The sequence below is a fragment of the Amycolatopsis mediterranei genome, assembly GCF_026017845.1.
GTDB classification, from domain to species: Bacteria; Actinomycetota; Actinomycetes; order Mycobacteriales; family Pseudonocardiaceae; genus Amycolatopsis; species Amycolatopsis mediterranei.
In genome coordinates, this window is sequence record NZ_CP100416.1 from 1837074 (window position 1) to 1862873 (window position 25800).

28 protein-coding genes are annotated in these 25800 nt (G+C 70.9%); 16 read left to right on the forward strand and 12 right to left on the reverse strand.

What is annotated here, in order from left to right; all coding sequences use genetic code 11:
• Positions 1-78: 78 nt before the first annotated feature.
• Positions 79-1041 carry a nucleoside hydrolase gene (locus ISP_RS08775; protein ID WP_013223529.1) on the reverse strand — a complete coding sequence of 321 codons (963 nt, stop codon included), beginning with the start codon at positions 1039-1041 and terminating at the stop codon, positions 79-81.
• 52 nt (positions 1042-1093) lie between these two features.
• Here ISP_RS08775 and ISP_RS08780 point away from each other — a divergent pair, with 52 nt between their 5' ends.
• Positions 1094-1849 (forward strand): acyltransferase, encoded by a 756-nt coding sequence (locus tag ISP_RS08780; RefSeq protein ID WP_013223530.1) that lies wholly within the window; start codon positions 1094-1096, stop codon positions 1847-1849.
• Positions 1850-1892: 43 nt separating this feature from the next.
• Positions 1893-2162, forward strand: coding sequence for a hypothetical protein (locus ISP_RS08785; protein ID WP_014466693.1), 270 nt, complete (start codon positions 1893-1895; stop codon positions 2160-2162).
• A gap of 1 nt (position 2163) precedes the next feature.
• Here ISP_RS08785 and ISP_RS08790 read toward each other — a convergent pair whose 3' ends face one another.
• Both ISP_RS08790 and ilvA read right to left on the reverse strand, forming a co-directional pair.
• Positions 2164-2733 carry an NADAR family protein gene (locus ISP_RS08790; RefSeq protein ID WP_013223531.1) on the reverse strand — a complete coding sequence of 190 codons (570 nt, stop codon included), beginning with the start codon at positions 2731-2733 and terminating at the stop codon, positions 2164-2166.
• Between the two features lie 20 nt (positions 2734-2753).
• On the reverse strand, positions 2754-4010 hold the full coding sequence (gene ilvA / locus ISP_RS08795; protein WP_013223532.1) for a threonine ammonia-lyase IlvA: 1257 nt from the start codon (positions 4008-4010) through the stop codon (positions 2754-2756).
• An 88-nt stretch (positions 4011-4098) separates the two neighbouring features.
• Between ilvA and ISP_RS08800 the strand changes: the two genes are divergently transcribed.
• Positions 4099-4590 carry a SigE family RNA polymerase sigma factor gene (locus tag ISP_RS08800; protein ID WP_013223533.1) on the forward strand — a complete coding sequence of 164 codons (492 nt, stop codon included), beginning with the start codon at positions 4099-4101 and terminating at the stop codon, positions 4588-4590.
• On the forward strand, positions 4587-5582 hold the full coding sequence (locus ISP_RS08805; protein WP_013223534.1) for a hypothetical protein: 996 nt from the start codon (positions 4587-4589) through the stop codon (positions 5580-5582). The genes ISP_RS08800 and ISP_RS08805 overlap by 4 nt, the downstream gene beginning before the upstream one ends.
• Here ISP_RS08805 and ISP_RS08810 read toward each other — a convergent pair whose 3' ends face one another.
• Positions 5583-7007 carry a short-chain fatty acyl-CoA regulator family protein gene (locus ISP_RS08810; RefSeq protein ID WP_013223535.1) on the reverse strand — a complete coding sequence of 475 codons (1425 nt, stop codon included), beginning with the start codon at positions 7005-7007 and terminating at the stop codon, positions 5583-5585.
• 228 nt (positions 7008-7235) lie between these two features.
• On the opposite strand from ISP_RS08810, the gene aceA reads away from it, so the two are divergent.
• Together aceA and aceB are read left to right on the forward strand one after the other, a co-directional pair.
• The gene (gene aceA, locus ISP_RS08815; RefSeq protein ID WP_013223536.1) at positions 7236-8516 is read left to right on the forward strand and encodes an isocitrate lyase; all 1281 of its coding nucleotides are present in this window, start codon (positions 7236-7238) and stop codon (positions 8514-8516) included.
• A 95-nt stretch (positions 8517-8611) separates the two neighbouring features.
• Entirely contained in the window at positions 8612-10219 is a 1608-nt protein-coding gene (aceB, locus tag ISP_RS08820; RefSeq protein ID WP_013223537.1) for a malate synthase A, read from the forward strand.
• Between the two features lie 119 nt (positions 10220-10338).
• Here aceB and ISP_RS08825 read toward each other — a convergent pair whose 3' ends face one another.
• Positions 10339-11889: a protease-associated domain-containing protein gene (locus ISP_RS08825; RefSeq protein ID WP_013223538.1), complete on the reverse strand. Its 1551-nt coding sequence runs from the start codon at positions 11887-11889 to the stop codon at positions 10339-10341.
• Between the two features lie 101 nt (positions 11890-11990).
• Here ISP_RS08825 and ISP_RS08830 point away from each other — a divergent pair, with 101 nt between their 5' ends.
• Positions 11991-12152 (forward strand): hypothetical protein, encoded by a 162-nt coding sequence (locus tag ISP_RS08830; RefSeq protein WP_014466694.1) that lies wholly within the window; start codon positions 11991-11993, stop codon positions 12150-12152.
• On the opposite strand, the gene ISP_RS08835 is transcribed toward ISP_RS08830, so the two are convergent.
• Positions 12143-12676 carry a TetR/AcrR family transcriptional regulator gene (locus tag ISP_RS08835; RefSeq protein ID WP_013223539.1) on the reverse strand — a complete coding sequence of 178 codons (534 nt, stop codon included), beginning with the start codon at positions 12674-12676 and terminating at the stop codon, positions 12143-12145. The genes ISP_RS08830 and ISP_RS08835 overlap by 10 nt on opposite strands.
• 90 nt (positions 12677-12766) lie before the next feature.
• Here ISP_RS08835 and ISP_RS08840 point away from each other — a divergent pair, with 90 nt between their 5' ends.
• Positions 12767-13225, forward strand: a complete 459-nt coding sequence (locus ISP_RS08840; RefSeq protein WP_013223540.1) for a nuclear transport factor 2 family protein — start codon at positions 12767-12769, stop codon at positions 13223-13225.
• Here ISP_RS08840 and ISP_RS08845 read toward each other — a convergent pair.
• Positions 13222-13638: a hypothetical protein gene (locus ISP_RS08845; RefSeq protein ID WP_013223541.1), complete on the reverse strand. Its 417-nt coding sequence runs from the start codon at positions 13636-13638 to the stop codon at positions 13222-13224. The two genes, ISP_RS08840 and ISP_RS08845, sit on opposite strands and share 4 nt — an antisense overlap.
• A gap of 316 nt (positions 13639-13954) precedes the next feature.
• Between ISP_RS08845 and ISP_RS08850 the strand changes: the two genes are divergently transcribed.
• Both ISP_RS08850 and ISP_RS08855 read left to right on the forward strand, forming a co-directional pair.
• Positions 13955-14389, forward strand: coding sequence for a hypothetical protein (locus ISP_RS08850; RefSeq protein ID WP_230468743.1), 435 nt, complete (start codon positions 13955-13957; stop codon positions 14387-14389).
• Positions 14390-14518: 129 nt separating this feature from the next.
• On the forward strand, positions 14519-14647 hold the full coding sequence (locus ISP_RS08855; protein ID WP_014466695.1) for a hypothetical protein: 129 nt from the start codon (positions 14519-14521) through the stop codon (positions 14645-14647).
• Between the two features lie 12 nt (positions 14648-14659).
• Here the strand turns inward: ISP_RS08855 and ISP_RS08860 are convergent, their stop codons facing one another.
• Complete coding sequence (locus ISP_RS08860; RefSeq protein WP_013223543.1) at positions 14660-15937, reverse strand: glycosyltransferase family 4 protein; 1278 nt, start codon at positions 15935-15937, stop codon at positions 14660-14662.
• 112 nt (positions 15938-16049) lie between these two features.
• On the opposite strand from ISP_RS08860, the gene ISP_RS08865 reads away from it, so the two are divergent.
• Positions 16050-17813: a glycoside hydrolase family 2 protein gene (locus ISP_RS08865; protein WP_013223544.1), complete on the forward strand. Its 1764-nt coding sequence runs from the start codon at positions 16050-16052 to the stop codon at positions 17811-17813.
• Positions 17814-17843: 30 nt separating this feature from the next.
• Here ISP_RS08865 and ISP_RS08870 read toward each other — a convergent pair whose 3' ends face one another.
• Genes ISP_RS08870 through ISP_RS08880 form a run of 3 tightly spaced genes read right to left on the reverse strand, consistent with a single transcriptional unit; the run spans position 17844 to position 20619 of the window.
• The gene (locus tag ISP_RS08870; RefSeq protein WP_013223545.1) at positions 17844-18332 is read right to left on the reverse strand and encodes a glutathione peroxidase; all 489 of its coding nucleotides are present in this window, start codon (positions 18330-18332) and stop codon (positions 17844-17846) included.
• Positions 18333-18343: 11 nt separating this feature from the next.
• On the reverse strand, positions 18344-19849 hold the full coding sequence (locus tag ISP_RS08875) for a 1,4-alpha-glucan branching protein domain-containing protein (protein ID WP_013223546.1): 1506 nt from the start codon (positions 19847-19849) through the stop codon (positions 18344-18346).
• Complete coding sequence (locus ISP_RS08880; RefSeq protein WP_014466697.1) at positions 19846-20619, reverse strand: class I SAM-dependent methyltransferase; 774 nt, start codon at positions 20617-20619, stop codon at positions 19846-19848. The genes ISP_RS08875 and ISP_RS08880 overlap by 4 nt, the downstream gene beginning before the upstream one ends.
• Before the next feature lie 52 nt (positions 20620-20671).
• Here ISP_RS08880 and ISP_RS08885 point away from each other — a divergent pair, with 52 nt between their 5' ends.
• The gene (locus tag ISP_RS08885; protein ID WP_014466698.1) at positions 20672-21097 is read left to right on the forward strand and encodes a hypothetical protein; all 426 of its coding nucleotides are present in this window, start codon (positions 20672-20674) and stop codon (positions 21095-21097) included.
• On the opposite strand, the gene ISP_RS08890 is transcribed toward ISP_RS08885, so the two are convergent.
• Positions 21075-21920, reverse strand: coding sequence for a DegV family protein (locus ISP_RS08890; protein ID WP_013223549.1), 846 nt, complete (start codon positions 21918-21920; stop codon positions 21075-21077). The genes ISP_RS08885 and ISP_RS08890 overlap by 23 nt on opposite strands.
• Before the next feature lie 243 nt (positions 21921-22163).
• Here ISP_RS08890 and ISP_RS08895 point away from each other — a divergent pair, with 243 nt between their 5' ends.
• The 4 genes from ISP_RS08895 to ISP_RS08910 all read left to right on the forward strand — a co-directional run bounded on the left by ISP_RS08895 (position 22164) and on the right by ISP_RS08910 (position 25764).
• A complete protein-coding gene (locus tag ISP_RS08895; protein ID WP_013223550.1) occupies positions 22164-22949 on the forward strand; it encodes an electron transfer flavoprotein subunit beta/FixA family protein in 786 nt (261 codons plus the stop codon).
• A 29-nt stretch (positions 22950-22978) separates the two neighbouring features.
• On the forward strand, positions 22979-23938 hold the full coding sequence (locus ISP_RS08900; protein WP_013223551.1) for an electron transfer flavoprotein subunit alpha/FixB family protein: 960 nt from the start codon (positions 22979-22981) through the stop codon (positions 23936-23938).
• A 162-nt stretch (positions 23939-24100) separates the two neighbouring features.
• Positions 24101-24883 carry a GNAT family N-acetyltransferase gene (locus ISP_RS08905; RefSeq protein ID WP_013223552.1) on the forward strand — a complete coding sequence of 261 codons (783 nt, stop codon included), beginning with the start codon at positions 24101-24103 and terminating at the stop codon, positions 24881-24883.
• Complete coding sequence (locus ISP_RS08910) at positions 24880-25764, forward strand: lysophospholipid acyltransferase family protein (RefSeq protein WP_013223553.1); 885 nt, start codon at positions 24880-24882, stop codon at positions 25762-25764. Before ISP_RS08905 ends, ISP_RS08910 begins: the two co-directional genes overlap by 4 nt.
• The last annotated feature ends 36 nt before the right edge of the window (positions 25765-25800 follow it).

Sequence of the window (25800 nt, forward strand, 5' to 3'; positions counted from 1 at the left end):
GGGACGCGGCCGGTTCGGCCGGTTCAGACAGTTCGGACGGCTCAGCCGGTTCGGCCGGGACGACCTCGGGCTCCTCGCTCACCGGGCCGCTCCGGTGAGCCGGTCGAGGACGAAGCCGCGCAGGCCGTCGAGGTCGGTGTCCAGCGCGACCTCGATCGGGCGGCCGGGGGTGAACTGCGGATCGTCCTCGCCGAGCCGCCGCCGGTCGACCAGGGTCTGGCCGCGCGCCGGGCCGAGACCGCAGTCGACGTCGACCCGGTAGGTCTCGGTGTGCAGGATGCCCGGCGAGATCGCTTCGGCGACCGCGACGGCGTCGTGCATGACCATCCGGTCTTCGCCGAACACGCGCGTGTAGTGCTGCCGGTAGGTCGAGGTCAGGCCTTCGAGGGTGGCGCCGACGGGCCCCGACGACGCGAGCTTCGCCAGCCACTCGCCGTCGACGGCGCAGCGGTGCGTGAGGTCCAGCGGCACCAGCACGACCGGGACGTCCTCTTCGACCAGCACCCGCCGGGCCGCCTCGGGGTCGCTCCAGATGTTGAATTCGGCGGCGGTCGTGCTGTTGCCGAACGTCACGCCGCCGCCCATGATCACCAGCCGCGCGATCTTCGCCGCCGCACCCGGGTGGGCCGCGAGCAGGGCCGCGATGTTCGTCAGCGGCCCGATCGGGGCGATGGTCACCGGTTCGTCGGACGTCTCGAGCAGGTCGAGCATCAGCCGGACGGCATCGCGCTCGTCTTGAGGCCGCGTCGCCTCGGGGAGCGTGTAGGAGTGGCCCGACAGGCCGTCGCCGCCGTGGACCTCTTTCGCGTCACGCGGCTTGGAGTAGATCAGCGGGCGCGCCGCCCCGGCGGCCACGGGCACGTCGGTGCGGCCGAAGAGCTCCAGCAGCCGGCGCGCGTTCGACGTCGTGCGGTCGAGGGGGACGTTGCCGAAAACCGACGTCACCCCGAGCAGGTCGACGTCCGGGGACAGCGCCGCCAGCGCGATCGCCAGCGCGTCGTCGACGCCCGGGTCGGTGTCGATGATCAGCTTCGTGCCCATCCCGCTCCCCTTGCCTGCGAACCCGTCCCGCACACAGGTTACGGTCACGGGCATGACGTCGATGTGGGGTGCGCCCGCGCTGTCGCGGGTGCGGGCGTGGCGCCGTGCCCGGCAGGACCCGCGGCAGGCGAAGTTCCTGACCGCCGACTCGCTGCGCTGGGTGCTGCGCAACCGCGCGTACACGCCCTGGTACCTGGTCCGGTACTACCGGCTGCTCAAGTTCCGGCTCGCCAACCCGCACATCATCCTGCGGGGCATGCTCTTCCTGGGGAAGGACGTCGAGATCCACTGCCGCCCCGGCTACGGGCGGCTGGAAATCGGCCGCTGGGTCCACATCGGCGACGGCAACGCCATCCGCTGCCACGAGGGTTCGCTGCGGATCGGCGACAAGTCCGTGTTCGGCCGCCAGAACGTGATCAACTGCTACCTCGACATCGAGCTCGGCGCGGCCACGTTGGTCGCCGACTGGGTGTACATCTGTGACTTCGATCACGTCATTTCGGACATTCACGTGCCGATCAAGGACCAGGGCATCGTGAAGTCCCCGGTCCGCATCGGTCCGGACACCTGGCTCGGCACCAAGGTCAGCGTCCTGAAGGGCACCCGCATCGGCCGCGGCAGCGTGCTCGGCGCCCACGCGGTCGTCCGTGGTGACATTCCGGACTACTCGATCGCGGTCGGCGCGCCGGCGCGAGTGGTCCGCAACCGCGAAGACGACTACGCGGCCGACGCCGCCCGTCGCGAGGCCGTCGCGGACATGGCCCGCAAGGCGAACAAGGCCCTCCAGAAAACCCTCGGCGACCAGTAGGACTGCTCGGGCCACGTGGTCGGTTTTTGGACATGGTGGTCGCATGGGGGAGGTCCGCGAGGTTGCCGTGTCCGCGCTGCTGGCGGTGGGGACGGCGGTGTGGCTGATCGTCGTCCCGCTGATGTTCGCCCGGTGGGCCCTAGACCCACCCCGCTCCGCCGCCGCCACCGGAGCCGCGTCACTGCGTCGAGCGCAGCGGCGGCGACAACGAATGCCCGGGCGACTGATCCGGGCGCCCGGCGATTCGTCGCTGCTCAGCGCCGACGCTGTACTCACTTTCTTCGACACGGGAGCGCCGATCCCGGCGCCGTGAGTCAGATGCGCGCCCGCAGCTGGTCGCGGACCTCCATCAGTGCGAAGCCGAGCAGGTTCAGCCCGCGCCAGTAGTCCGGCTTGGTCGCGTTCTTCTCCTCGCGCGCGAGGCCGGTGCCCCAGACGAGGTCCTTCTTGGAGGCCTCGACGAGCACCGCGTCCCCGGTCCCCAGCAGGAACCGGCGCAGGTCGCGGTGGGCGCGGAACTTGGCCAGGTTCCCGTCGACGACGATGTCGAACCGGTGCCGCTCCCAGATAGCGGCGTCGAACCCGGCGACCTCGCGGCCGAGCACCTTCGCCGCCTTCGGGTCCGGCGTGGTCCGGATCAGCTCGGCCTTCTCGTGGTCGCCGAACAGCGCGGCCTTGCCGGCCATCATGTAGTGCTCGGCGGTCGGGTACTCGACGCCGTCGGCCTCGAACGGGTCGACCCACCACTGGCTCAGGCAGCTCGCCGTCACCCGCCCGGACTTCGAGGGCGTGTGCCCGTAGAACAGCAGGTACTCGGGCTCCGCACCCTCGTGGACTTTTTCGCGCAACGCCTCAACACTGCGGACACCGTCGACCTTCACCATCCGCCTAGTGGACCACGCGCTCAGAGCAGGAAGTGGAACAGGGGGCTGCCCGGCTCGATCCGCTCCACCTGCAGCGGGCTCGCGTCCATCCGGGCGAGCAGCCCGGGCAGGTCGGCCGACCGGGCGATTTCGATGCCGACCAGCGCCGGGCCCATCTCGCGGTTGGTGCGCTTGACGTACTCGAAGCGGGTGATGTCGTCCTCGGGCCCGAGCACCTGCTCGAGGAACCGCCGCAGCGCGCCCGGCTCTTGCGGAAAGCCGACCAGGAAGTAGTGCTTCAGGCCTTCGTGCATCAGCGAACGTTCGAGGATCTCGCTGTAGCGGCTGACGTCGTTGTTGCCGCCGGACACCACGCAGACCACGGTCTGGCCGGGCTCGACCCGGACGACCGTGCCGAGCGACGCCGCGGCGAGCGCGCCCGCGGGTTCGGCGATGATCCCGTCGGACTGGTACATCGCGAGCATCTCGGTGCACACCGCGCCCTCGGCGACCGCGGTCAGTTCGGCGCCGCTCTCGCGGATCAGGGGATAGGTGACCGCGCCGGCTTCGCGCACGGCGGCGCCGTCGACGAAGGAGTCGAGCTCCGGCAGCCGCACCGGGTGCCCGGCCTCCAGGGCCGCCGCCATGCAGGCCGCGCCCGCGGGCTCGACGCCGACGATCCGGACGTCCGGGTGCCGCTCGCGCAGCCAGCTGCCGACCCCGGCGAGCAGCCCGCCGCCGCCCACGGGCACGAGCACGACGTCCGGCACGAAGCCGAGCTGCTCGATCACCTCACACGCGACCGTGCCCTGGCCGGCGACGGTGCGGACGTCGTCGAACGCGGGCACCAGGGTCGCGCCGGTGCGCTGGGCGTCCTCGTTGGCCGCGGCGAAGGCGTCTTCGTACGTTTCTCCGACAACGATCACTTCGATGTGCGCGCCACCGAGCGTCGCGATGCGCTCGCGCTTCTGCCGCGGCGTGGTCCCGGGGACGTACACGCGGCCGTTGGCGCCGAGCCGGCGGCACGCGTACGCGACGCCCTGGGCGTGGTTGCCGGCGCTGGCGCAGACGACGCCCCGGGCGCGGACGTCCTCGTCGAGCTGGACGATGAAGTTGTAGGCGCCGCGGATCTTGTACGACCGGACGGTCTGCAGGTCCTCGCGCTTCACCCAGACCTGCGCGTCCACCCGGGACGACAACCGGGCGCTCGGCTCGAGCGGCGTCCGGGTCACCACCCCGGCCAGCCGCTCGGCGGCCTTCTCGATCGTCGCCGCGGTCACCGTGTCGATGTCGTGCACCCCGGTGAATCTACGACTCGCGCGTCCCGGGCAACCGGCCGGGCCTCCGGGCGCATCAAAGGGGTGACGAACGAGATGGGGGACGCCGATGGACGCCGGATTCACCGAGTACGTGACCGCGCGGGCGGCTTGGCTGCGCAAGGTCGCGTACTTGCTCTGCGGCGACTGGCACCGGGCCGACGACCTGGTCCAGTCGGCGATCACCCGGCTCTACGCGAACTGGGCGCGGGCGTCCCGCGCCGGCAACCTGGACGGCTACGCGCGCCGCACGCTGGTCAACACCTTCCTGGCCGAGCAGCGCACGTCGTGGTGGCGGCGGGTGGATTTGCGCCAAAACGACCAGGACCCGCCGACACCGGGCACGGACGTCGAACAGGCGCTGGACCTGCGGGCCGCGCTGGAACGGCTGCCGGCCCGGCAACGCGCGACCGTCGTCCTGCGCTACTTCGGCGATCTGCCGGTCGCCGAGACCGCGCGGGCGCTGGGCTGTTCCGAAGGCACCGTCAAGAGCCAGACCGCGAAGGCCGTGGACACGCTTCGCGAGCTGCTGCGCGAACCGATCCGGGAGGGACGGGCATGACCGACCACGAGCTGGCCACCAAGCTGAAGGAACTGGCCGAGACGCCCGCCCCGCCGGCCCGGATCGACCTCGACCGCGCCCGCCGGCTCGGGGAACGCCGTCGTCGCGTGCGGACCACGGTGCTGGTCGTGGGCTGCGCCGCGCTGGTGACGGCCGGGGGGCTGACGGCGGTGTCGGCGTTCCGCACCACGCCGCCGGCCGCGCCGGCGGCCGTGCTGCCCAAGCCGCCGTCCGTCGCGCCGTCCGTCGCGCCGGCGCCCACCGACAACCCGCTGGTGACGAAGGCGAGCTTCGGCTGGCTGCCGGAGCCCATCAAGGGCGTCGAGTACGGTGCCGGCGAACACGGCGACTACGCGCTGGCCATCGGCCGCGGCGACCTGGCGCCGATGATCTGGCTCGCCGTGTACGACCAGGAACCCGCGCTGGACCGCCGGCACGACATGGGCGGGCGGGCGGTGCGCGTCCCGGTCCGGGTCGGCGACCGCGACGGCTACTGGATCACGACCGATGCCCGGGACCCGCTGAACCGGGGCAACAGCTACCTGCGCTGGCCGACCGGGGACGGCCGCTGGGCCGAGCTGAACGCGTACTACCTGGCCCTTCCCGACCTGCAGCAGGTCCTGCTGCGCGTCGCCGGGGAAGTGACGTTCGCGAACCGCGCGGTGCCCTTGCCGCTGCACATCTCCGGTCTGCCGGAGGCGTTCCGCGTCGCCGACATCGCCCTGTGGCGCCGCCCTGACCAGGACGGCGTCCCGTGGCGGGCGGTGCTCCAATATTCGTCGAACGGTGCTCTGGCGACGATCACCGTCTCCCCGCCGGGTGGCCGCGCGGACGGTCTCGGCAAGCCCGTGTGCACGACGAAGAACGGCCTGCGGGCGTGCGTCGCGATCGACAAGCCCCAGGCCACGGGCATCACTTCGCAGGAGCTGCTGAGCCGGATCACGCCGATCGGCCCGGACGAGTCGAAGTGGACGCCGCACGTGATCGGCTGATCAGCCCTTGGGCACCGCCGGGTACGGGACGAAGGTGCTGGTGTTCTCGTCCACGGTGAGCTGCTTGCCGATCGTCGGGAACGCGCGCTGCGAGCACGCCGGCCGTTCGCAGACTTTGCAACCCATCCCGATGGGTGTCGCGGCGGCCGGCTCGTCCAGGTCGAGGCCGGTCGAGTAGACGAGCCGTCCGGCGTGGCGCAGTTCGCAGCCGAGGCCGACCGTGAACGTCTTGCCCGGGCTGCCGTAGCCGCCGATGTTGCGCGACACCGTGCGCGCGATCCAGAAGTAGCTCTTGCCGTCGGGCAGGGTGGCGATCTGGGTGAGGATCTTGCCCGGCTGGGTGAACGCCTCGTAGATGTTCCACAGCGGACAGGCCCCGCCGACGCGGGAGAAGTGGAACCCGGCCGCCGACTGCCGCTTCGACATGTTCCCGGCCCGGTCCACCCGCACGAACGAGAACGGCACCCCGCGCTGCTTCGGCCGCTGCAGCGTGGACAGCCGGTGGCAGACGGTCTCGAAACCGACGCCGTAGTGGTCGCACAGCCGCTCGATGTCGTAGCGGAACCGCTCGGCCGCGGCCAGGAACGGCCCGTACGGCAGGATCAGCGCCCCGGCGAAGTAGTTCGCCAGGCCGACGCGGGCGAGCGACCGGGCGGCCGGTCCGGAAAACGCCCACGAGTCGGCGAGCTCGGTGATGAGGTCGTCGTACTCGAGCAGCGCGATCTGCGAAGCCATCCGGAACGCCTGCTGCCCGACCCGCAGGCTCGGCGCCAGCCGCAGCACCCGCGTCACCGGCTCGTAGCGGTGCTGCTGGCCGGCGGCCTCGTCGATGCCCTCGCTGGTCACCTCGACGCCGTAGCGCTGGGAAAGCCGTTCCTTCAGCGCGCCCAGCACCTGCCCGCGCTGCAGCGGGATGTCCGCGGCCATCTTCTCGGCGCGTTCGTCCAGTTCCGCGACATAGTTCTCGCGCTCGTAGAAGAAGTCGCGCACCTCCTCGTGCGGCAGCGGCGCGGCGGCGCTGCCGTGCAGGCCCAGGCCGTTTTCCGTGGTCAGCGCGGCGGTGTTTTCGACGGCGTTGCGGTAGCTGCGGTGCAGCTTGACCAGCGCCTGGGCGATCGCCGGCAGGTTCGTGGCCAGCTCGTTGAGCTCGCCGGTGGTGACGTCGATGCCGAGGGCTTCGTCGAGCAGGGCTTCCTTGACGTCGGCGACCAGCCGGGACGTGTCGTTGTTGGCGAAGAACTCGGTGTCGACGCCGAACGCCTGCGTGATCCGCAGCAGCACCGGCACGGTCAGCGGACGCGAGTTGTGCTCGATCTGGTTGAGGTAGCTGGGTGAGATCTCCAGCACACGGGCGAGATCGGCCTGGCTCATCGAACGGCTTTCGCGGAGGTGCCGCAACCGCGCGCCGGCGAAAGTCTTCTCCATTCGTGCCCTCCTTCCCGGAAGGTTTCCGGTCCTGAACGGTTACGTGAACGGTCAAGAACGTGGATTTTCGTGCACTTGCGAACCGGCTGATTCGCAACCTTTGCAAAGAGCGTACGGACCCTTCGCACAAATTGGCAAATTGGACAACTGGACCTCGTTTTCGCTGGCGTGTCAGGGTCAGGCCAAGCAAGGCGAGCAATCGCAAACTTCGCAACACCGGGAGATCCGATGACGGAACAGGCCAAGCAGGCGGCCGCGGAGCTGGCGGCGCAGTGGGCGAACGACCCCCGCTGGGCGGGCGTGCAGCGCTCCTACTCGGCCGAAGACGTGATCAAGCTGCGCGGCAGCGTCGTCGAGGAGCACACCCTGGCCCGCCGCGGGGCGGAGAAGCTGTGGGACCTGCTGCACACCGAGGACTACATCCACGCGCTCGGGGCGCTCACCGGCAACCAGGCCGTCCAGCAGGTCCGCGCCGGCCTGCAGGCGATCTACCTGTCCGGCTGGCAGGTCGCGGCCGACGCCAACCTGTCCGGCCAGACCTACCCCGACCAGAGCCTCTACCCGGCCAACTCGGTGCCGGCCGTGGTCCGCCGCATCAACAACGCGCTGGGCCGCGCCGACCAGATCAACTGGGCCGAAGGCAACACCGACATCGACTGGTACGCCCCGATCGTCGCCGACGCCGAGGCCGGCTTCGGTGGCCCGCTCAACGCGTTCGAGCTGATGAAGGGCATGATCGCCGCCGGCGCCGCGGGTGTGCACTGGGAGGACCAGCTCGCGTCCGAGAAGAAGTGTGGTCACCTCGGCGGCAAGGTCCTCATCCCGACCAAGCAGCACGAGCGCACGCTGAACGCCGCCCGCCTCGCGTCCGACGTGCTGAACGTGCCGACCTTGGTCGTCGCCCGCACCGACGCGCAGGCCGCGACGCTGCTGACCAGCGACGTCGACGAGCGCGACCGGCAGTTCCTCACCGGCGGCCGCACCGCCGAGGGCTTCTACGAGGTCACCAACGGCATCGAGCCCTGCATCGAGCGCGGCCTGGCCTACGCCCAGTACGCCGACCTGCTCTGGATGGAGACCTCCGAGCCGGACCTCGAGGTGGCGCGCAAGTATGCCGAGGCCATCAAGGCGAAGTTCCCGGACCAGATGCTGGCCTACAACTGCTCGCCGTCGTTCAACTGGAAGAAGCACCTGGACGACGCGACGATCGCGAAGTTCCAGCGCGAGCTCGGCCACATGGGCTACAAGTTCCAGTTCATCACGCTGGCCGGCTTCCACGCGCTGAACTACTCGATGTTCGACCTGGCGCACGGCTACGCCCGCGAGGGCATGACCGCCTACGTCGACCTGCAGGAGCGCGAGTTCGCGTCGGAGAGCCGCGGCTACACCGCGACCAAGCACCAGCGCGAGGTCGGCACCGGCTACTTCGACAACGTCGCGACGGCGCTGAACCCGGAGAGCTCGACCACCGCGCTCAAGGGCTCCACCGAAGAAGCCCAGTTCCACTGATCCCGGCCGCGGCCCGGCGGCGGCAACCCCCTCCGCTGCCGGGCCGCGACCTTCCCCCTCTTCCCTTCCCTGCCCACAGCTCGCGGAGGCACCCCATGGTTGATCGGCTGAACTACCGCATCGAGGTCACCGGCCCGGTCGAGGGCCGGTTCGCGGAGATCCTGACCCCGGCGGCACTCGACTTCCTGGCCAAGCTGGACAACACGTTCGCCGGACGCCGGCGCGAGCTGCTCGACGCCCGCCGCGTGCGGCGCGAAGAACTGCAGTCCGGGGAGAAGCCGCTCGGCTTCCTGCCCGAGACCCGGTCGATCCGCGACGACGAGTCGTGGCACGTGGCTCCGACCGCGCCGGGCCTCGAGGACCGCCGCGTCGAGATCACCGGCCCGACCGACCGCAAGATGACGGTCAACGCGCTGAACTCCGGCGCCAAGGTCTGGCTGGCGGACTTCGAGGACGCGACGTCGCCGACGTGGCACAACGTCATCGACGGCCAGCTCAACCTCTACGACGCCATCCGCCGCAACATCGACTTCACCACGGATGCGGGTAAGCGCTACACGATCGGCGACGAGCCCGCAACGATCGTCGCGCGGCCCCGCGGCTGGCACCTGGTGGAGAAGCACATCCGCATCGACGGCCGCCCGGTCTCGGCGAGCCTGGTCGACTTCGGCCTGTTCGTCTTCCACAACGCGCGCCAGCTGGTGGCCCGCGGCGTGGGCCCGTACTTCTACCTGCCGAAGCTGGAAAACCACCTCGAAGCGCGCCTGTGGAACGACGTCTTCCTGCTGGCGCAGCGCGAGCTCGGCATCCCGCGCGGCACCATCCGCGCGACCGTGCTGATCGAGACGATCACCGCCGCGTTCGAGATGGACGAAATCCTCTACGAGCTGCGCGAGCACGCCGCGGGGTTGAACGCCGGCCGATGGGACTACATCTTCAGCATGATCAAGAACTTTGCCGCGCACGGCGCCGACTTCGTCCTGCCGGACCGCGCGCAGGTGACGATGACCGTGCCGTTCATGCGGGCCTACACCGAGCTGCTGGTGCGCACCTGCCACCGGCGCCGCGCGCACGCCATCGGCGGCATGGCCGCGTTCATCCCGAGCAAGGACCCGGAGATCAACGCGACCGCGATCGAGAAGGTCCGCGCGGACAAGGAACGCGAGGCCGGTGACGGTTTCGACGGCTCCTGGGTCGCGCACCCCGGCCTGGTCCCGGTCTGCCGCGAGGTCTTCGACGGCGTGCTCGGCGGCTGGCCCAACCAACTCGGCAAGCTGCGCGAAGACGTCCACGTCACCGCCGAGGACCTGCTCGACGTGGCCAGCGCCGGCGGCGAGGTCACCGAGGCGGGCGTGCGCGCGAACATCAACGTCGCGCTGCGCTACGTCGACGCGTGGCTGCGCGGCACCGGCGCGGCGGCGATCCACCACCTCATGGAGGACGCGGCCACCGCGGAGATCGCGCGCTGCCAGATCTGGCAGTGGATCCGCAACGGCACGAAGCTCGAGGACGGCACGGCGCTGACCCGCGAACTGGCGGTCGAATTCCTGGACGACGAACTCGCGTCGGTCCGCGCTGAACTCGGCACCGGCAACCGCCTCGACGACGCGTACGAGATCTTCACCGAAACCGCGCTGGGCGAGAAGCTGCCCAGCTTCCTCACCACGGGTGCCTACGCGCGGTACCTCACGGACGCCCGGTAGCAGGGGCCCGGCTTCCCCTACCTGACGAGGGGAAGCCGGATCCACACTGATTGGGATGGTGTGGTCCGGACCGGTCCGGTGACGGCGGCTCCCCGTCACCGGACCGGTTCATTTCCGCGTCAGCTCACCGCGTAGGCCCGGATCACCGTCTGCCGCACGGTGTTCCCGCCGTCGTCCGACGCGCTCGCCCGCAGCGAGACGAACCCGCTCGCCGGGTTCCGCACCACGACCGTCCAGTGCTCACCGGTCCGCAGGGCCGCCGCGGGCTGCCAGGTGCGACCTTTGTCCGTGGACGTTTCGACGACGAGCTTGCTTCCCGTCCCGCTGCCTTGCCGCTCGACGAACGCCGGGAACGTGACGACCCGCCCGCCCGGCGCGCGGTTTCGCAGGTCGACCGCCGGGTCGAACCGGACGGTGAGCAGCGGCAGCGCCCGGCCGTCCGCGGCCGCCGACGAGCGGAAGCCCCACTCCGCCGACACGTCCGTCCACAGTGGCCACCAGCCGGCGTGCCGGTGGACGTCCGCGGTGAGCCGGTACGCGCCGTCGGCGTCCGGCACCGGGATCCGGGCCACTCCCGGCTCGTCCGGTGACACGGGAATCGCGACGCCGTCCTTCGAGAGACTCACCGAACCGGTGTCCCCGACGAACGACTCGGGCATGCGCGGCCGTCCGGCGGCATCGCCGAACATCGGCAACCCCATGTCGAAGACGCCGTCCTTGCGCCACGCCCACGGCCGCGGCTGCTCGCCGGAGTGGGTTACGGTCAGCCCGCGCAACGACGGGCCCGCCACGGCCTTGTTCCAGGCGAGCTGGTACTTGCGGCCCGCAGCGAGGTCGAGGTTCTCCGTCAGCTCCCCGAGGTAACCGGCGGTCCACGTCGACTCCCACCGGCCGGGGGAGTAGTACTCGGTGCGTTCCTGCCGGTCGGCCACGGGTTCGGTGTAGCCGTAGCCGACCATCCGGCCGAAGAACTCGTGCCCGGCGACGTAACGGATGGTCGAGGGGACGTTGTCGTGGTCAGCGGTGCGCACCTCGGCGAGGTCACGCGTCTTCGGCCGCTGCACGCGGGCGGCCGTCACGGCCCGCTCGACGCCGTCGCCGAGTTCGTAGCGGAAATTCGGCGACGGGCGGCTGGCCGGCGTCGCCGAAGCCCCGCCCTTCGCCGCCAGTTCCGCCAGCCGCCGTCCGGTCACCGACACCCCGCTCCAGATCGTCGGCATGGTCAGCGCCGGGGCGCCGCCGCCGAGCACCGTGGCTGCGGCAGCGTCGCCCGACAGGGAGACCACGGCGAGCTTCGCCCCGGCGTGCTCGACGTTCGCGAGCCGCTGGTAGGCCTCGCTGATCTGCGTGCCCTGTGGCAGCCGGATGACCGCGAGCTTGCCGTGCGCGTCGATCCCGGCCAGGTCCTCCGGGGTGCCGGCCCCGGCGGACACCACCGGCAGCGTGCTGCGGCCGGCCGGCGCGGACGGCCGGGCGGCCACGCCGGTCCGGGTGGCGACCGCCGGGCCCGCCTGCCGGACCAGCAGCGGCACGTGCGGCGTGTGGGCGTCGTCGTAGCCCTGGCGCAGCAGGCCGGTGACGTTGAACAGCTGCTCGTCGAGCCGCCCGGCGCGGACCAGCCCGGCGGCGTCGCCGGGCAGCCACCCCGGCGACCGAGTGCGGGCAGGCACCCGACGACACGCAGGGCTCGTGCCACCGCCGGACCGGACCGCACGGCGAAACGATCGTCGAGGAGACGTGGACCCTGCCGGGTGGCCCGACGGCCAACCGGGTGAACGTCACCAAGTCCGACGGCACCGGCGTCCTCGTCGAGGCCCAGAACACCGCCCGGGACGCGAAGCAGGGCGATGCGCCGGACATGCCGTCGCCGCCCCTGGACCTCGCCCAGCTGGCGGAGGTGGCGCTCGATCCGGGGCTGACGCTCTACCCCTGAGCGGCCAGCAGGACCTTCGCCGCCTCGCCGGCCGTCTCCGCTTCGCGGGGATCGCCGGTGATGGCGGCGAGGACGGTCGCACCCTCCATGAGCGAGAACAGCTGGTCGGCGAGGCTCCGGTCGGGCACGAGGCCGCGCAGATAGGCGCGGACCTCGTCCTTGTGCTTGCGGATCGCGGCGGCGATGCCGGGGGTGGGCTCGCCGAACTCACCGAAGGAGTTGATGAACGCGCAGCCGCGGAACCCTGGCTCGGCGAACCAGTTCTTCAGCCAGGCGAACACGGCCAGGGGGTCGTCGCCGCGGGCGTGGACGAAATCGCGCAACGAGCCGCGCCAGCGTTCGTCGCGGCGAAGCAGGTACGCCTCGACGAGGTCGTTCTTCGCCGGGAAGCACTGGTAGAGCCGCTTGAGCGAGACGCCGGAGCGTTCGCGGACGGCGTCCATCCCGACCGCTTGCACGCCGCGGGCGTAGAAGAGGTCCTCGGCGGCCTCCAGCAGCCGGTCGGTCGCCTCCGTGGAATCCATGTCACCTGCCCCTGGCGCTGAGAATGATCGTTCTCTAGTCTAACGGGAGCAGTGGAGAACGCACGTTCTCCGCGTTCGGAAGGAGCTGTCATGACCCCGCGCCCGCCGTTCCCGCCCTTCGATGAAGACGCCGCCCGGCAGAAGGTCCAGGCCGCCGAAGACGCGTGGAACACCCGCGACCCCGAGCGCGTCTCGCTCGCGTACACGGAGGATTCGGTCTGGCGCAATCGCGACCGGCACGTCGTCGGACGCGCGCGGATCGTCGAGTTCCTCACCGAGAAATGGGCGCGCGAGCTGGACTACGCCCTGCGCAAGGAGCTGTGGGGTTTTCGCGGCAACCGCATCGGCGTCCGGTTCCAGTACGAGTCCCGGACCGCCGAGGGCCAGTGGTTCCGCAGCTACGGCAACGAGCTGTGGGAGTTCAGCGACGAAGGCCTGATGCGCCGCCGCGAAGCGAGCATCAACGACGTCCCGATCGCCGAAGCCGACCGCCGCATCTTCGGCCCGCGACCGGAATCGGAGCACGGCGTCCTGTTGCCGGTCTTCTAGGCGGCCGAGCCGTCCCCGGTCCGGGGAGCGCCGTGGGGGAGGACCTTCACCTGGCCGGGCCGGGGCTGCGCCGCCAGGACCGTGAAGTGCGCGGTCAGGGGTTTCCCCGCGCAGCGGACGGAGACCGGATACGTGCCGGGCGCGACGGCGGCGACGACGCTCTCGCCGAAAAACGCCCACGGCTGGTGGCCCTCGGCGTTGCGGTCCAACGGCACGGTGACGCGCAGGGCCCTGGTCGTCACCGGGCTCGCTTCGCCTTCGCACGCGACAGTGAGGGAGACCTTTTCGCCGGCATGTCCACTGGAGGCGGACAGTCTCAGCCAGGTGGGCAGCGGTGGCGGTGTGGTGGTCTGCGCGGCGGCTGCCGGGGTGAGTGCGAACAGGCCGGCTGCGGTGAGGAAGAGGATCTTCATGGTGACCTCGCGGTGTTAGGTTCGTGTCGTAAAGGCGTTTGTGCAGGCCAGCGGGTTGCGGCTGAGACCCGACTGTGACGCCCTGAGCGGAACTGGGCCCGCTCGCCGGTCATGGCGGGGCAGCCTCCGGACATGACGACATCGGCGTTCGGCGGCGAAGTGAGCGAGTACTACCAGCGGTTCCGCCGCGGCTACCCGCCCGAGGTGGCGGACGGGCTTGCCACGCTGTTCGCACTGACCCGGGACGACGTCATCGTCGACCTCGGCTGTGGCACCAGCCGGCTCACCCGGGCCCCGTGTCCGGGCTGTGCTGGGCATGGACCCGGAACCGGCGATGCTGGCGCAGGCCCGGCTGGCGACGGCGGAGCGGAACGTCGGCTGGCTGTTCGGCGCCGATTCCGATGTCGGCGCCTTGACGGCCGCCTTCGGGCCGGGGCGCCTGGCCCGAGGGCGGTCGCGCAGGCGTTGCACTGGATGGACCACGACCTGCGGCACGGACGACGCGAGCCAGGAGCGGTACGCGAGGGCCCTCGAAGCCGCTGGGTACGCCGTGAGCTCGACGGTCGTCGAGTATTCCGCGCTGCTGACCGCCGACGAATTGGCCGGTGGCGGTTTTTCGGCCATGAGCCCGGAGCAGCTGCCCGCCCCGGCCGTGAGGCCGGCGTTCACCGAGCGCATCCGGACGGCGGTCGCCCCGCACGGCCCGCTGCGCGAACGGGTCCGGGCCCGGCTGCTGACCGGAATCCGGTGAACCGGACGAACCGATCACGGAAGGCGAATACGTACCGGCCCCTGCTGTTCCGCTTATTGTTTCCCCGGGAGGCGGCGCGGATGCTCGCTGCGAGGCGCCGATCGCGCCGCCGTTTCCCGAGGAGTCCCCATGACCAGCAGGTTCAGAGCTGCCGCCGCCACTCTCTTCGTCGTGTTTTCGCTCTCGTTCGCCGTGGACGGAATCACGACCACGACCGTTTCGGCCGGTCCGGCCTGCGTCCGGCCCTGCCGGTTCTGAGCGGGCGGCTGCCTAGACTTCCGGGATCTCGGCCGGCACCGGTTCGAAAGCGTTGCCGGTGGCGATCTTGGGCCGGGGCAGCTCGACCGGTTCGCCCGGCTTCGCCCGCCGGTAGACCTCGGCGGTCGCTTCGGCGATGCGGCCCCAGTCGAAGTCCGCGGCCAGCCGGGACTGCGCGGCCCGGGCCCGCTCGGCCGCGGCCTCGGCGTCGGAGAGCACCGTTGTCACCGCGGAGGCCAGTGCGGCGACATCCCCGGGACTGAACGCCAGCCCGGTCTCACCGTGGACGACGACCTCGCCGAGCCCGCCGGCCGTCGACGCCACCAGCGGTGCCTTCGCGGCCGCGGCCTCCAGTGCGACGATGCCGAACGGCTCGTACCGGCTCGGCAGCACGACGGCGTCGGCCGCGGCCAGCGCCGCGCGGAGGTCGCGGTCGGAGAGGTGCCCGACGAAGTCGACCGCGCGCCGCACCCGCAGCTTGCGCGACTGCTCGACCAGCTCGTCGAAGTGTCGTCCTTTTCCGGCAACGACCACGCGGGTGCCCGGGTGGCGGCGCCGGATGCGGGGGAGCGCGGCCAGCAGGTCCTGCACGCCCTTCTCCCACTCGAGTCGTCCGAAATAGAGCAACAGCGGCGCGCCGGCCGGGCTGTAGACCTCGCGGGCGCGGGCGATCTCGTCCGCGGGCACCTGCCAGCCGCGTTCCTCGATGCCGTTGTGGATCACCGTGACGTCGGCCGCCTCGACCTCGAAGAGGTACGCGACCTCGCGGCGCATCGCCTGCGAGCAGGTGATCAGCGCGTCGGCGCGGTTCGCGAGCCACCATTCGACCGAGTGGACCTGCTGGTTCAGCGGGTGCGACAGCCAACCGGAGTGCCGCCCCGCCTCGGTTGCGTGGATCGTGCCGACCAGCGGCACCCGCGCCGCCTCGGCGATCGCGATGGCCGGGTGGGCGACCAGCCAGTCGTGCGCGTGGACGACGTCGGGCTGCCAGGTGCGCAGCAGGTCCTGCGCGGCGCGGATCATGGCGTGCCCCATGGCCAGCGTCCAGGCGACGAGGTCCCGTTCGAACGTCACGTGCATCGGGTCTTCGGCGACCCGGATGACCCGCACGCCCTCGACGACGCGGTCGGTGCGCGGGTGCGTCCCGGCGTCGGTGCCCGCGGCGTGCCGGCAGAGCACGACGACCTCGTGGCCCTGGCGGGTGAGGTGGGTAGCGAGCGCGTGGACGTGCCGGGCCAGGCCCCCGATGGCCACGGGCGGGTACTCCCAGGACAGCATCAGCACTCGCATGCGCAGAGGTTACTCGCGAGTCAGTAGGCCTCGACGCGCCCGTGCTGGCGAAGTGTTCACATGTGATCTCGATCACTGGCGACGGTCAAGATCTCTGCCACCATCGACCGGGATGACTCCTGACAAGGACCTCGGCTGGCGCCGGCTCGACCCGCCCCTGCCGACCCCGTGGAGCGGCGATGTCGCTCCGGACAACGCCCTGCCCGAGTATCCGCGGCCCCAGCTGACCCGGCCTCGCTGGCTGAACCTCAACGGCGTCTGGGAGTACGCGGGCTGGCCGTCGTCGCCGGATGAACCACGGCCGTCCGGCTACGCCGAGCGCATCCTGGTCCCGTTCCCGCCGGAATCGGCGTTGTCCGGAATTCGGCGACGCGACGAAGTCCTCTGGTACCGGCGTCTTTTCGAAGTCCCGTCCGACTGGAACGGCGCACGCGTCCTCCTGCACTTCGGCGCGGTCGACCAGACCGCGAAGGTCTGGGTCAACAACCAGCTCGTCGCGACCCACGAAGGCGGGTACACGGCGTTCAGCGCGGACGTCACCGACGTCCTGCGGGCTTCGGGACCGCAGGAGCTGACCGTCCGTGCCGAGGACCGCACCGACATCGAACCCTTCCCGGTCGGCAAGCAGCGCAACGCACCCGGCGGGATCTGCTACACCCCGTCGTCCGGAATCTGGCAAACGGTGTGGCTGGAGCCGGTCCCCGAGATCAGGATCGAACGGCTGGACCTGACTCCCGACTTGACCGGCGTGACGGTGTTCCCGCAGGTCACCGGCGGCGCCGAGGTCGTTGTCGTGCTTTCGGCAAACGGCATCGAGGTGGCGCGGGCGTCGGGTGCGGCCGGGACGTCGGTGCGCGTGGACGTTCCTTCGCCGCGCCTCTGGACGCCGGACGACCCGCACCTCTACTCGCTGCGGGTCCAGCTGCTCGACGGGCATGGTTCGATTTCGGACGAGATCGGCAGCTACGCCGGCCTCCGGACGATCGGCCTGGTCTCGGACCCGCAAGGCCGGCCGCGGATCGCGCTCAACGGCCAGCTCACTTTTCTGCACGGACCGCTCGACCAGGGCTACTGGCCGGACGGCATCTCGACCGCGCCCACCGACGACGCCTTGCGATTCGACCTCGAAAAGACAAAAGAGCTGGGCTTCAACTTCGTCCGCAAACACGTCAAGGTCGAGCCCGCCCGCTGGTACTACTGGGCCGACACGCTGGGCTTGCTCGTCTGGCAGGACATGCCGTCGCTGACGGTGTCGTTCGACGGGCCGCCGGGGATCGCGCCGGATCCGGTCCCGCGGGCCCGCGAGCGGTTCGAGGCGGAGCTGGCCGAAATGGTGACGCAGCTGCGAGCGGTCCCGTCGATCGTCGGCTGGGTCCCGTTCAACGAGGGCTGGGGCGAGTTCGACACGGCCCGTGTCGCGGAATCGGTCAAAGCCCTCGACCCGACGCGGCTGGTGATCGCGAACAGCGGCGTCAACTGCTGTTTTTCGCGGCCGGACAGCGGCGCGGGCGACGTCTACGACGACCACACGTACGTGGGCCCGGGTTCGCCGTCGGTGCGCGACGGGCGTGCGATCGTCGACGGCGAGTACGGCGGCCTCGGTCTGGTTTTGGACGACCACTGCTGGCCCGGCCCGCCGAACGCGTACGAGATGACGCCGACGCCGGAGCGGCTCACCGAGCGCTACGCCGAGGTGAGCGCCGCCCTCGAGCGAGTGGTGGCCGAACGCGGCTTGTCCGGAGCCGTCTACACCCAGACGACGGACGTGGAAAACGAGGTCAACGGCTTGCTCACCTATGACCGTCGTGTGGTCAAGGTGGACCCGGCGGTGGTCGCGAAGTGCGTGCGAGCGGTGATCGAAGCGGGCTCGTCCTGATTTCGACCACCGCCGGTCCGCACCGTGGCATCAAGCCGGCAGTGCCGCCTCGATGGCCTTCACGACCGCCTCGTCCTCGGGCTCGGTGCGCGGCCGGAACCGCGCCAGGACCTCGCCGTCGGCGCCGATGAGGAACTTCTCGAAGTTCCACTGGACGTCGCCCGCCGCGCCATCGGCGTCGGCGGTCTCGGTCAGCTCGGCGTAGAGCGGGTGGCGGCCTTCGCCGTTGACGTCGATCTTCTCGAACAGCGGGAACGTGACGCCGTAGGTCGTGGAGCAGAACGTCTGGATCTCGTCCGCGCTGCCCGGTTCCTGTCCGGCGAACTGGTTGCACGGGAACCCGACGACGGAGAAGCCCTGCTCGCCGAATTGTTCCTGCAGCCGCTCGAGACCGGAGTACTGCGGAGTCAAGCCGCACTTCGACGCGACGTTGACGACGAGCAGCGCCTTGCCCGCGAACTCGCCCAGCGAGCTGTCCCGCCCGTCGAGGGTCTTGAGCGGAATTTCGTGGATGCCCATGAAAGTGCCTTTCAGTCGTGCTTCAGTGCCCGGGCGTCGAGGTGCCCGAACGGTCCGTCGTCGGCGCGGTAGGCGGCGGCGAGCTCGACGGCGCGCGCGCGATCGCCGCGGCGCAGCAGCCCGGCCAGCGCGTCGAAGCGCTCGGTGTGGACCGCCGCACGACGGCGCGCGTAGTCCGCGGCCGAGTCCTTGGTGACCATGAACGCCCAGTCGCTTTCCAGCGCCAGCATCGCCTCGGCGACGGCCTGGTCGGCGACAGTGTCCCGGGCCGTCCGGTCCAGCCCGGCGACCAGGTCCAGCAGCCGGTCCTGCAGCGCCGCGTTGGCGGCGACCACGTCCTTGACCTGCTCGCCGTCCCAGACGCGCCAGTCCTTGCCCGAGCCCCACGACGACGAAGGCAGGTCGATCGGCTCGCCGACGTGGCCGGCTTCCATCGCGCCCTCCAGGGTCGTCACCCGCACGCCGGCCTCGGGGAGCGCGCGCAGGACGCCTTCCAGCCACGCCGGTCCTTCGTGCCACCAGTGCCCGAACAGCTCCGTGTCGTACGCGGCGACCACGAGCGCCTCACGCCCGTGTTGCCGCTTCAGCGACCGCAGGCGCGTCACGACGGTCTCGACGAAGTCCTTCACGTGCGTCGCCAGCACATCCGCGGCGAGCGCCGGGTCGTAGGGCGCCTTGTCCTGCGGCTCGACGGTCTTGCCGGTGACCCGCGCCGCCTTGAGGCCGACCTCGTGCTGCCAGGTGTGGAAGTCGCGGTAGGCGGAGTGCCCGGGGTAGCCGGCCTTCGGCGACCAGACGCGGTAGGTGACCTCGAGGTCCCGGCCGAACGCGAGGACGTCGGTGCCGCCGACCGGCCGGGCGGCCCAGGTCTCGCCGCGCAGCGAGGGGCCGTCGACCAGGAACCGTCGCACGCCCGCCGCCGCGTAGTCGTTTTCCATACCAGGCGCGTAGCCGCACTCGGGGGCCCAGATCCCCTCCGGTCGCGTCCCGACCCGCAGGGCCGTGTCGGCGAGACCGGCGTTCAGCGCAAACTCGCGCACCCGCGGGTCCAGCAGCGGCTGGAACGGGTGGGCGAGCGGGCCGCCGAGCAGCTCGATGGTCGAATTGTCGACCAGGGACCGCAGGACCGGGGAGAACCCGTGCCGCCACCGCGTTCCGAGCTCTTCGGCCGCGCGGACGGCGGTCCGGTGCTCGGCCGCGGCGAGCTCGCGCAGCAGCGGGTCGCCGCGCCACAGCGTCGCCGCGTGCTGGGCGCGCAGCTGCCAGTGGCCGAGCCAGTCGTGGAACGCGCGGATGCTGTACGGGTCGTCGAGCTGTGCGGCCAGCACCGGCGTCACGCCCAGCGTCAGCACGTCGCGGCGGCCTTCGTCGGCGAAGCGCTCCAAGAGCTCGACCATCGGCAGGTAGGAGTGCGCCCACGCCTGGTAGAGCCATTCCTCGCCGACCGGCCAGCTCCCGTGGTGCGGTAGCCACGGCAGGTGGCTGTGCACGACGAGGCAGAAGGTCCCCTCGCTCATCGGCGCACCGCCACGGCGATCAGGTCGAGGCTGGCGTCCAGGTCTTCGCCGTGGATGTCGAACCCGGTGGCCTCGATCGCGGCGACGTCGGCGAGCAGGGCTTCCGGCCACTCGGCCTGGCCCGGCAGCTTGCCCATGACCACGTCGAGCTGGGCGTCGATGATCGAACCGCCGTACCGCTCGTCGAGGGCGCGCACGGCCTGGCCGTGGTGCAGCCCGTGCAGCGATTCGACGGCGAAGCCGGCGTCGGTGAGCAACCCGGCCAGTTCGGAGGGCGCCAGCTCGCGCGTGTGGAACGGGTTCAGCGGTGTGTCGCTGTCCGGGGTGAAAGTCAGCCGGTTCGGCGTCGTGACCAGCAGTTTGCCGTTCGGCGACAACACCCGCCGGCACTCGGCGAGAAACCCGGCCTGGTCCCACAGGTGCTCGATGACCTGGAAATTGGCCACGACGTCGACCGCGCCGTCCCGGATCGGGAGGAAGGCCAGGTTCGCCCGCGCGACGGCGACCTCGGGGTAGCGACGGGCGACGTGCTCGGTGGTCGGGATGTCGTAATCCAGCGCGAGCACCCGGCGGGCCGTCGTGGCGAGGAGGCTCGCGCCGTAGCCCTCGCCGCAGCCGGCTTCAAGGACCATCGCGTCCGCGCAGTGGGGGAGCAGGGCGGCGTACGCGGCTTCGTGGCGCCTGAACCAGTAGTTCTCCTCGGCGATGCCGGGGACGGTCCGCTCGCCGGTCAGGTGCAGCGCCTCGGCCCGGGTGGCTGGGGTGGTCACCTCCGCGACCCTAGCGGTGTCACGTCCGGCGCCGCCGTCTCGTTCCGTGGTCATGCAACGGACCATCACCCGCGTACTGCTCGTCGTCTTCGGCTTGGTCGAGGCCGTGGCCGGAATCTGGCCACTGGTGTCGCCGACCGGCTTCTACCAGGGTTTTCCCGGCTTCCGCGTCGGCTGGGTGGCGATGGACGGCCCGTTCAACGAGCACCTCCTGCGCGACTTCGGCGGGCTCAACCTGGGGCTCGCGGCGCTGCTGATCGGGGCCGCCGTGATCGCCACCACAGCCGTGGCGCGGCTCGCGGCCGTTTCGGCGCTGCTGTTCGGCGTCCCGCACTTCCGCTACCGCCTCGGCCACGTCGGGCACTTCGAGCGGATCGACCAGGTCCTCATCGTGGGGACGACCGGGCTGGGAGTGCTGCTGCCGCTCGTGGTCTTGCTGGTTCCGGCGCGGCGGGTCAGCCGACCGGCGACACCGTGATGCCCAGCGCACCGGGGCCGAGGTGCGCGCCGATGACCGTGCTCGCTTCGACGACCATGCTCTCGACCATCGCCGGCACCCGGCGTTCGATCTGCCTGCCGATCTCCAGTTCGTGATCGCTGGCGCCGAACCGCGTCACGGCGATGTCGGCGCGGAACCCGCCGGACTTCTTCACCGCGAGGTCGACCATCTTCGCCAGGGCGCGCTTTGTGCCGGGGACCCGGGCGAGCGGCGCGACCTCGCCGTCTTTGACCGTGAGCAGCGGTTTGATCGAAAACGCGCTACCGAGCATGGCCTGGGCGGCGCCGATCCGGCCGCCGCGGCGGAGGTACTCGAGGGTGTCGACGTAGATGAACTCGGTGCTCGTGGTGCACCGGCGTTCGGCGGCTTCGATGACCCGGTCGGCGTCCGCGCCGGCCGCGGCGGCCCGCGCGGCCGACACGGCGGCGAAGCCGAGGCTCATGCCGGTGGTCCGGCTGTCCAGGACGTGCACCGGGATGCGGACCTGCTGGGCGGCCTCCCGGGCCGCGCGGACGGTGTCGGACATGCGGCCGGAGATGTGGATGCTGACGATGGCGGTCGCGCCCGCGGTGGCTGCCTCCTGGTAGGCCCAGAAGAACGCCCCCGGGTCCGGGGGCGCCGTGGCGATCACCTGCCCGGCTCTCATGGCCTCGATCACTTCTTTGCGGTCGAAGCGGTTTTCGTCGTCGTAGTGACTTCCCAGGCTGAGCTGGATCTGGACGACGCCGATGGCCCAGCGAGAAGCGACGAGGTCGGGCAGGCAGGAGCTCGAGTCGGTGATGACGGCGATGCGCGCGGGCATGGTGGGGGAGGTTAATGCCTCACACCCACCGCGAGTAGGCCGTGGTTGGTCCGATCGGACGAACGGCAGTTCGGGTGGGGTAACCGGTCAACTACCGGGACGATGGTCCCACTAAATTGCACATCCAGGTGAATGACGTCACCTCGACAGGTCCAGCGCGAAAATTGGTCCTAATCTACCGGCCAGTAGAGCACTGTCCCGTGGTCGTCCGCGGGCCACGAACCGGGAGGTCGAAGCAGACCCATGACCAACATCGTCGTCCTGGTCAAGCAGGTACCGGACACCTACTCGGAGCGGAAGCTCAACGGGTCCGACCACACCCTTGACCGCGAATCCGCCGACGCCGTGCTCGACGAGATCAACGAGAAGGCCGTCGAAGAAGCACTGAAGATCAAGGAAGCCGGCGAGGGCGAGGTCACCGTGATCTCGGTGGGCCCCGACCGCGCGACCGACGCCATCCGCAAGGCGCTGTCCATGGGCGCCGACAAGGCCATCCACGTCTCCGACGAGGCGCTGCACGGCTCCGACGCGATCGCCACCGCCAAGGTGCTCGCCGCCGCGATCGGCAAGGTCGAGGGCTTCGACCTGGTCATCGCCGGCAACGAGTCGTCCGACGGCCGCGGTGGCGCCATCCCGGCGATCCTCGCCGAGCTGCTGGGCCTGCCGCAGGTCACCTACGTGCGTGAGCTGACCGTCGACGGCTCGACGATCAAGGCCACCCGCGAGACCGAGGACGGCCTCACCCGCCTCGAGGCGAGCCTGCCCGCGATCGTGAGCGTCGGCGAGAAGATCAACGAGCCGCGCTACCCGTCGTTCAAGGGCATCATGGCCGCGAAGAAGAAGCCGGTCGAGACGTTCACCATCGCCGACCTGGGCATCGACGCGGGCGAGGTCGGTCTCGCCAACGCGTGGTCCACGGTGACCGAGTCCGCGCCGAAGCCGCCGCGCACCGCCGGCGAGAAGGTCGAGGACGAGGGCGACGGCGGCACCAAGGTCGCCGAGTACCTGGTCGGCCAGAAGCTCATCTGACAACGGCTCTTCGAGGAGGAAGTAGAACCATGGCTGAAGTACTCGTCCTCGTCGACCACGTCGACGGTGAGGTCAAGAAGGTCACGCTCGAGCTGCTGACCGCCGCCCGCGCGCTCGGTGAGCCGTCGGCCGTCGTCGTCGGCCCGACCGGGACCGCCGCCAAGGCGAAGCAGGCGCTGGCGTCGCACGGCGCCGCCAAGGTGTATGTCGCGGAAGGCGACGACGCCGCGAACTACCTGGTCACGCCCAAGGTGGACGTGCTTGCCGCGCTCGCGCAGCAGGCGTCCCCCGCCGCTGTGCTCGTCACCGCCAGCGGTGAGGGCAAGGAGGTCGCCGCCCGCCTGGCCGTGCGCCTCGGCTCCGGCCTGATCTACGACGCCGTGGGCGTCAACGGCGACGGCGTCATCGACCAGTCCATCTTCGGTGGCGCCTTCTCGGTCAAGTCGAAGTCCGCGAAGGGGGCCCCGGTCGTCTCGATCCGCCCGGGTGCGGTCGAGGCCGAGCCCGCCGAGGGCGCCGCGGCCGAAGAGACCGTCGAGCTCCCCGCGGTCGACGCGGCGAAGGCCACCAAGATCACCGGCGTCGAGCCGGTGACCGGTGGTGACCGGCCCGAGCTGACCGAGGCCTCGATCGTGGTGTCCGGTGGCCGTGGTGTCGGTTCGGCGGAGAAGTTCGACGTCGTCGAGAAGCTGGCCGACTCGCTCGGCGCGGCCGTCGGCGCGTCGCGGGCCGCTGTCGACTCCGGCTACTACCCGGCCCAGTTCCAGGTCGGCCAGACCGGCAAGACGGTCTCGCCGCAGCTGTACATCGCGCTCGGCATCTCCGGCGCGATCCAGCACCGCGCGGGCATGCAGACGTCGAAGACGATCATCGCCGTCAACAAGGACGCGGAGGCGCCGATCTTCGAGATCGCCGACTTCGGCATCGTCGGCGACCTGTTCAACGTCGCGCCGCAGCTGACCGAAGCGGTCGAGAAGCGCAAGGGCTGATTTCGAGCCACGTCGAAGGGCCTCCCGGGACGTCCCCGGGAGGCCCTTTGCGCATTCCGGGGACCTGAGAGGAGCCTGAGAACCCGCCATTAACTGAACGTGCACTAATCGGTCATCGGATGGCACTCTCCGCGGCTGCCTCCGCGCAGGTAAACCTTGACCATGACGACGTCACAGCTCCTCGTCAGCACTGATCAGGCGGGTACCGAGGTCCCCGCCGACGCCCCCCGGTACTCGCTTCTCGTCGCGCACGCGAACGACGAAGTGGTCTCGGCGCAGAAACTGCGTCACCGGGTTTTCGCCGAGGAAATGGGTGCGCGCCTCCACTCCCCGCGGCCCGGTCTCGACGTCGACGAGTTCGACGAGTTCTGCGACCACCTCGTGGTCCGCGACGACAACACGGGCGAGATCGTCGGCTGCTACCGCATGCTGCCGCCGGAGCGCGCCGCCCTGGCCGGGAAGCTCTACGCCGACAGCGAATTCGACCTCACCGCACTCGAGGGCCTGCGACCGTCACTGGTCGAAACGGGCCGGTCTTGCGTGCACCCGGACCACCGCAGCGGCGCCGTCGTCAGCCTTGTCTGGGCCGGGATTGCCCGCTACATGCTGCTTTCCGGTCACCGCTACCTCGCCGGCTGCGCGTCCGTCCCGCTGGTGGACGACGGCTCCTTCGCCGCCGGAGTGTGGGACGTCCTGCGGGCCAAGCACTACTCCGACGAGGCCACGCGCGTCACGCCGTTGATCCCGTGGGACACCTCGGGCATCGAGCGCCCGGCGCGGCCCACACTGCCGCCGCTGATCAAGGGCTACGTCCGGCTCGGCGCCAAGGTCTGCGGGCCGCCGGCGCTCGACGTCGACTTCGGCGTCGCGGACTTCTTCGTCCTCCTGGACCTGCACAACGTCGACGAGCGGTACCTCAAGTTCTTCCTCGGGGTCCAGGGATGAGCCACGCCTGGATGCCGTCTTCGCCGTGCGGCGACGGCTGCCTGACCGCCGACGACCCGGTGGTCGGTCTTCCGCGACGGGTCCTGCGCATCACGGCGGCGATCTCGGTCGTGCTCGCGGCGCTGGTGTGCGCGCCCTTGCTGCTGGTCGTCCCGGGCCGCGAGCGCCTGCTCCGGCTGATCTTCCTGGGCATGCTGCGGGCGTTCGGCGTCCGGTTGGACATCCGGGGCGGCGCCGACTTCCTGACCGCGCCTGCCGGCCGTGGCGCGCTGGTGGTCAACAACCACATCTCGTGGCTGGACATCGTCGCGATCAACGCGCTGCGGCCGATGCGCGCGCTGGCCAAGAAGGAGATCGCGGGCTGGCCGGTGCTCGGCGGCCTGGTCCGCCGCGGCGGCAGCATCTTCCTCGACCGCGAGCGGCTGACCACGTTGCCCGCCACGATGGCGTCGCTGGCCGACGCGCTGAGGACGGGCTCACTGGTGAGCGTCACCCCGGAGGGCACCACGTGGTGCGGCCTGGCCTCCGGCCGCTTCACGACGGCGACGTTCCAGGCCGCCATCGACGGCGGTGTCCCGGTGCGCCCGATCGCGTTGCGGTACCGCCTCGCCGACGGCCGCGAGACCAGCCGGCCGGCGTTCATCGGACCGGAGTCGCTGATCGCGTCGCTGCGCCGGGTCGCGGCCCTGCGCGGCCTGGTGCTCGAGATCCACATCTGCCCGGAGATCGCCCCGGGCCGCGCGGAAACCCGCCGCGAACTGGCCGCTCTCGCCGAGGCGGCGGTCCATTCCGCTCTGGGCACGGTGCAGATCCCGGCCCAGCAGCGGCGGCGGACCCCGCGCCGCGAGGCGGCCCCACTGGCTTCGCCTCCCGCGAAGTGATCCGGGCCCTGTCGCCGCGATCCGGCGACAGGCCCG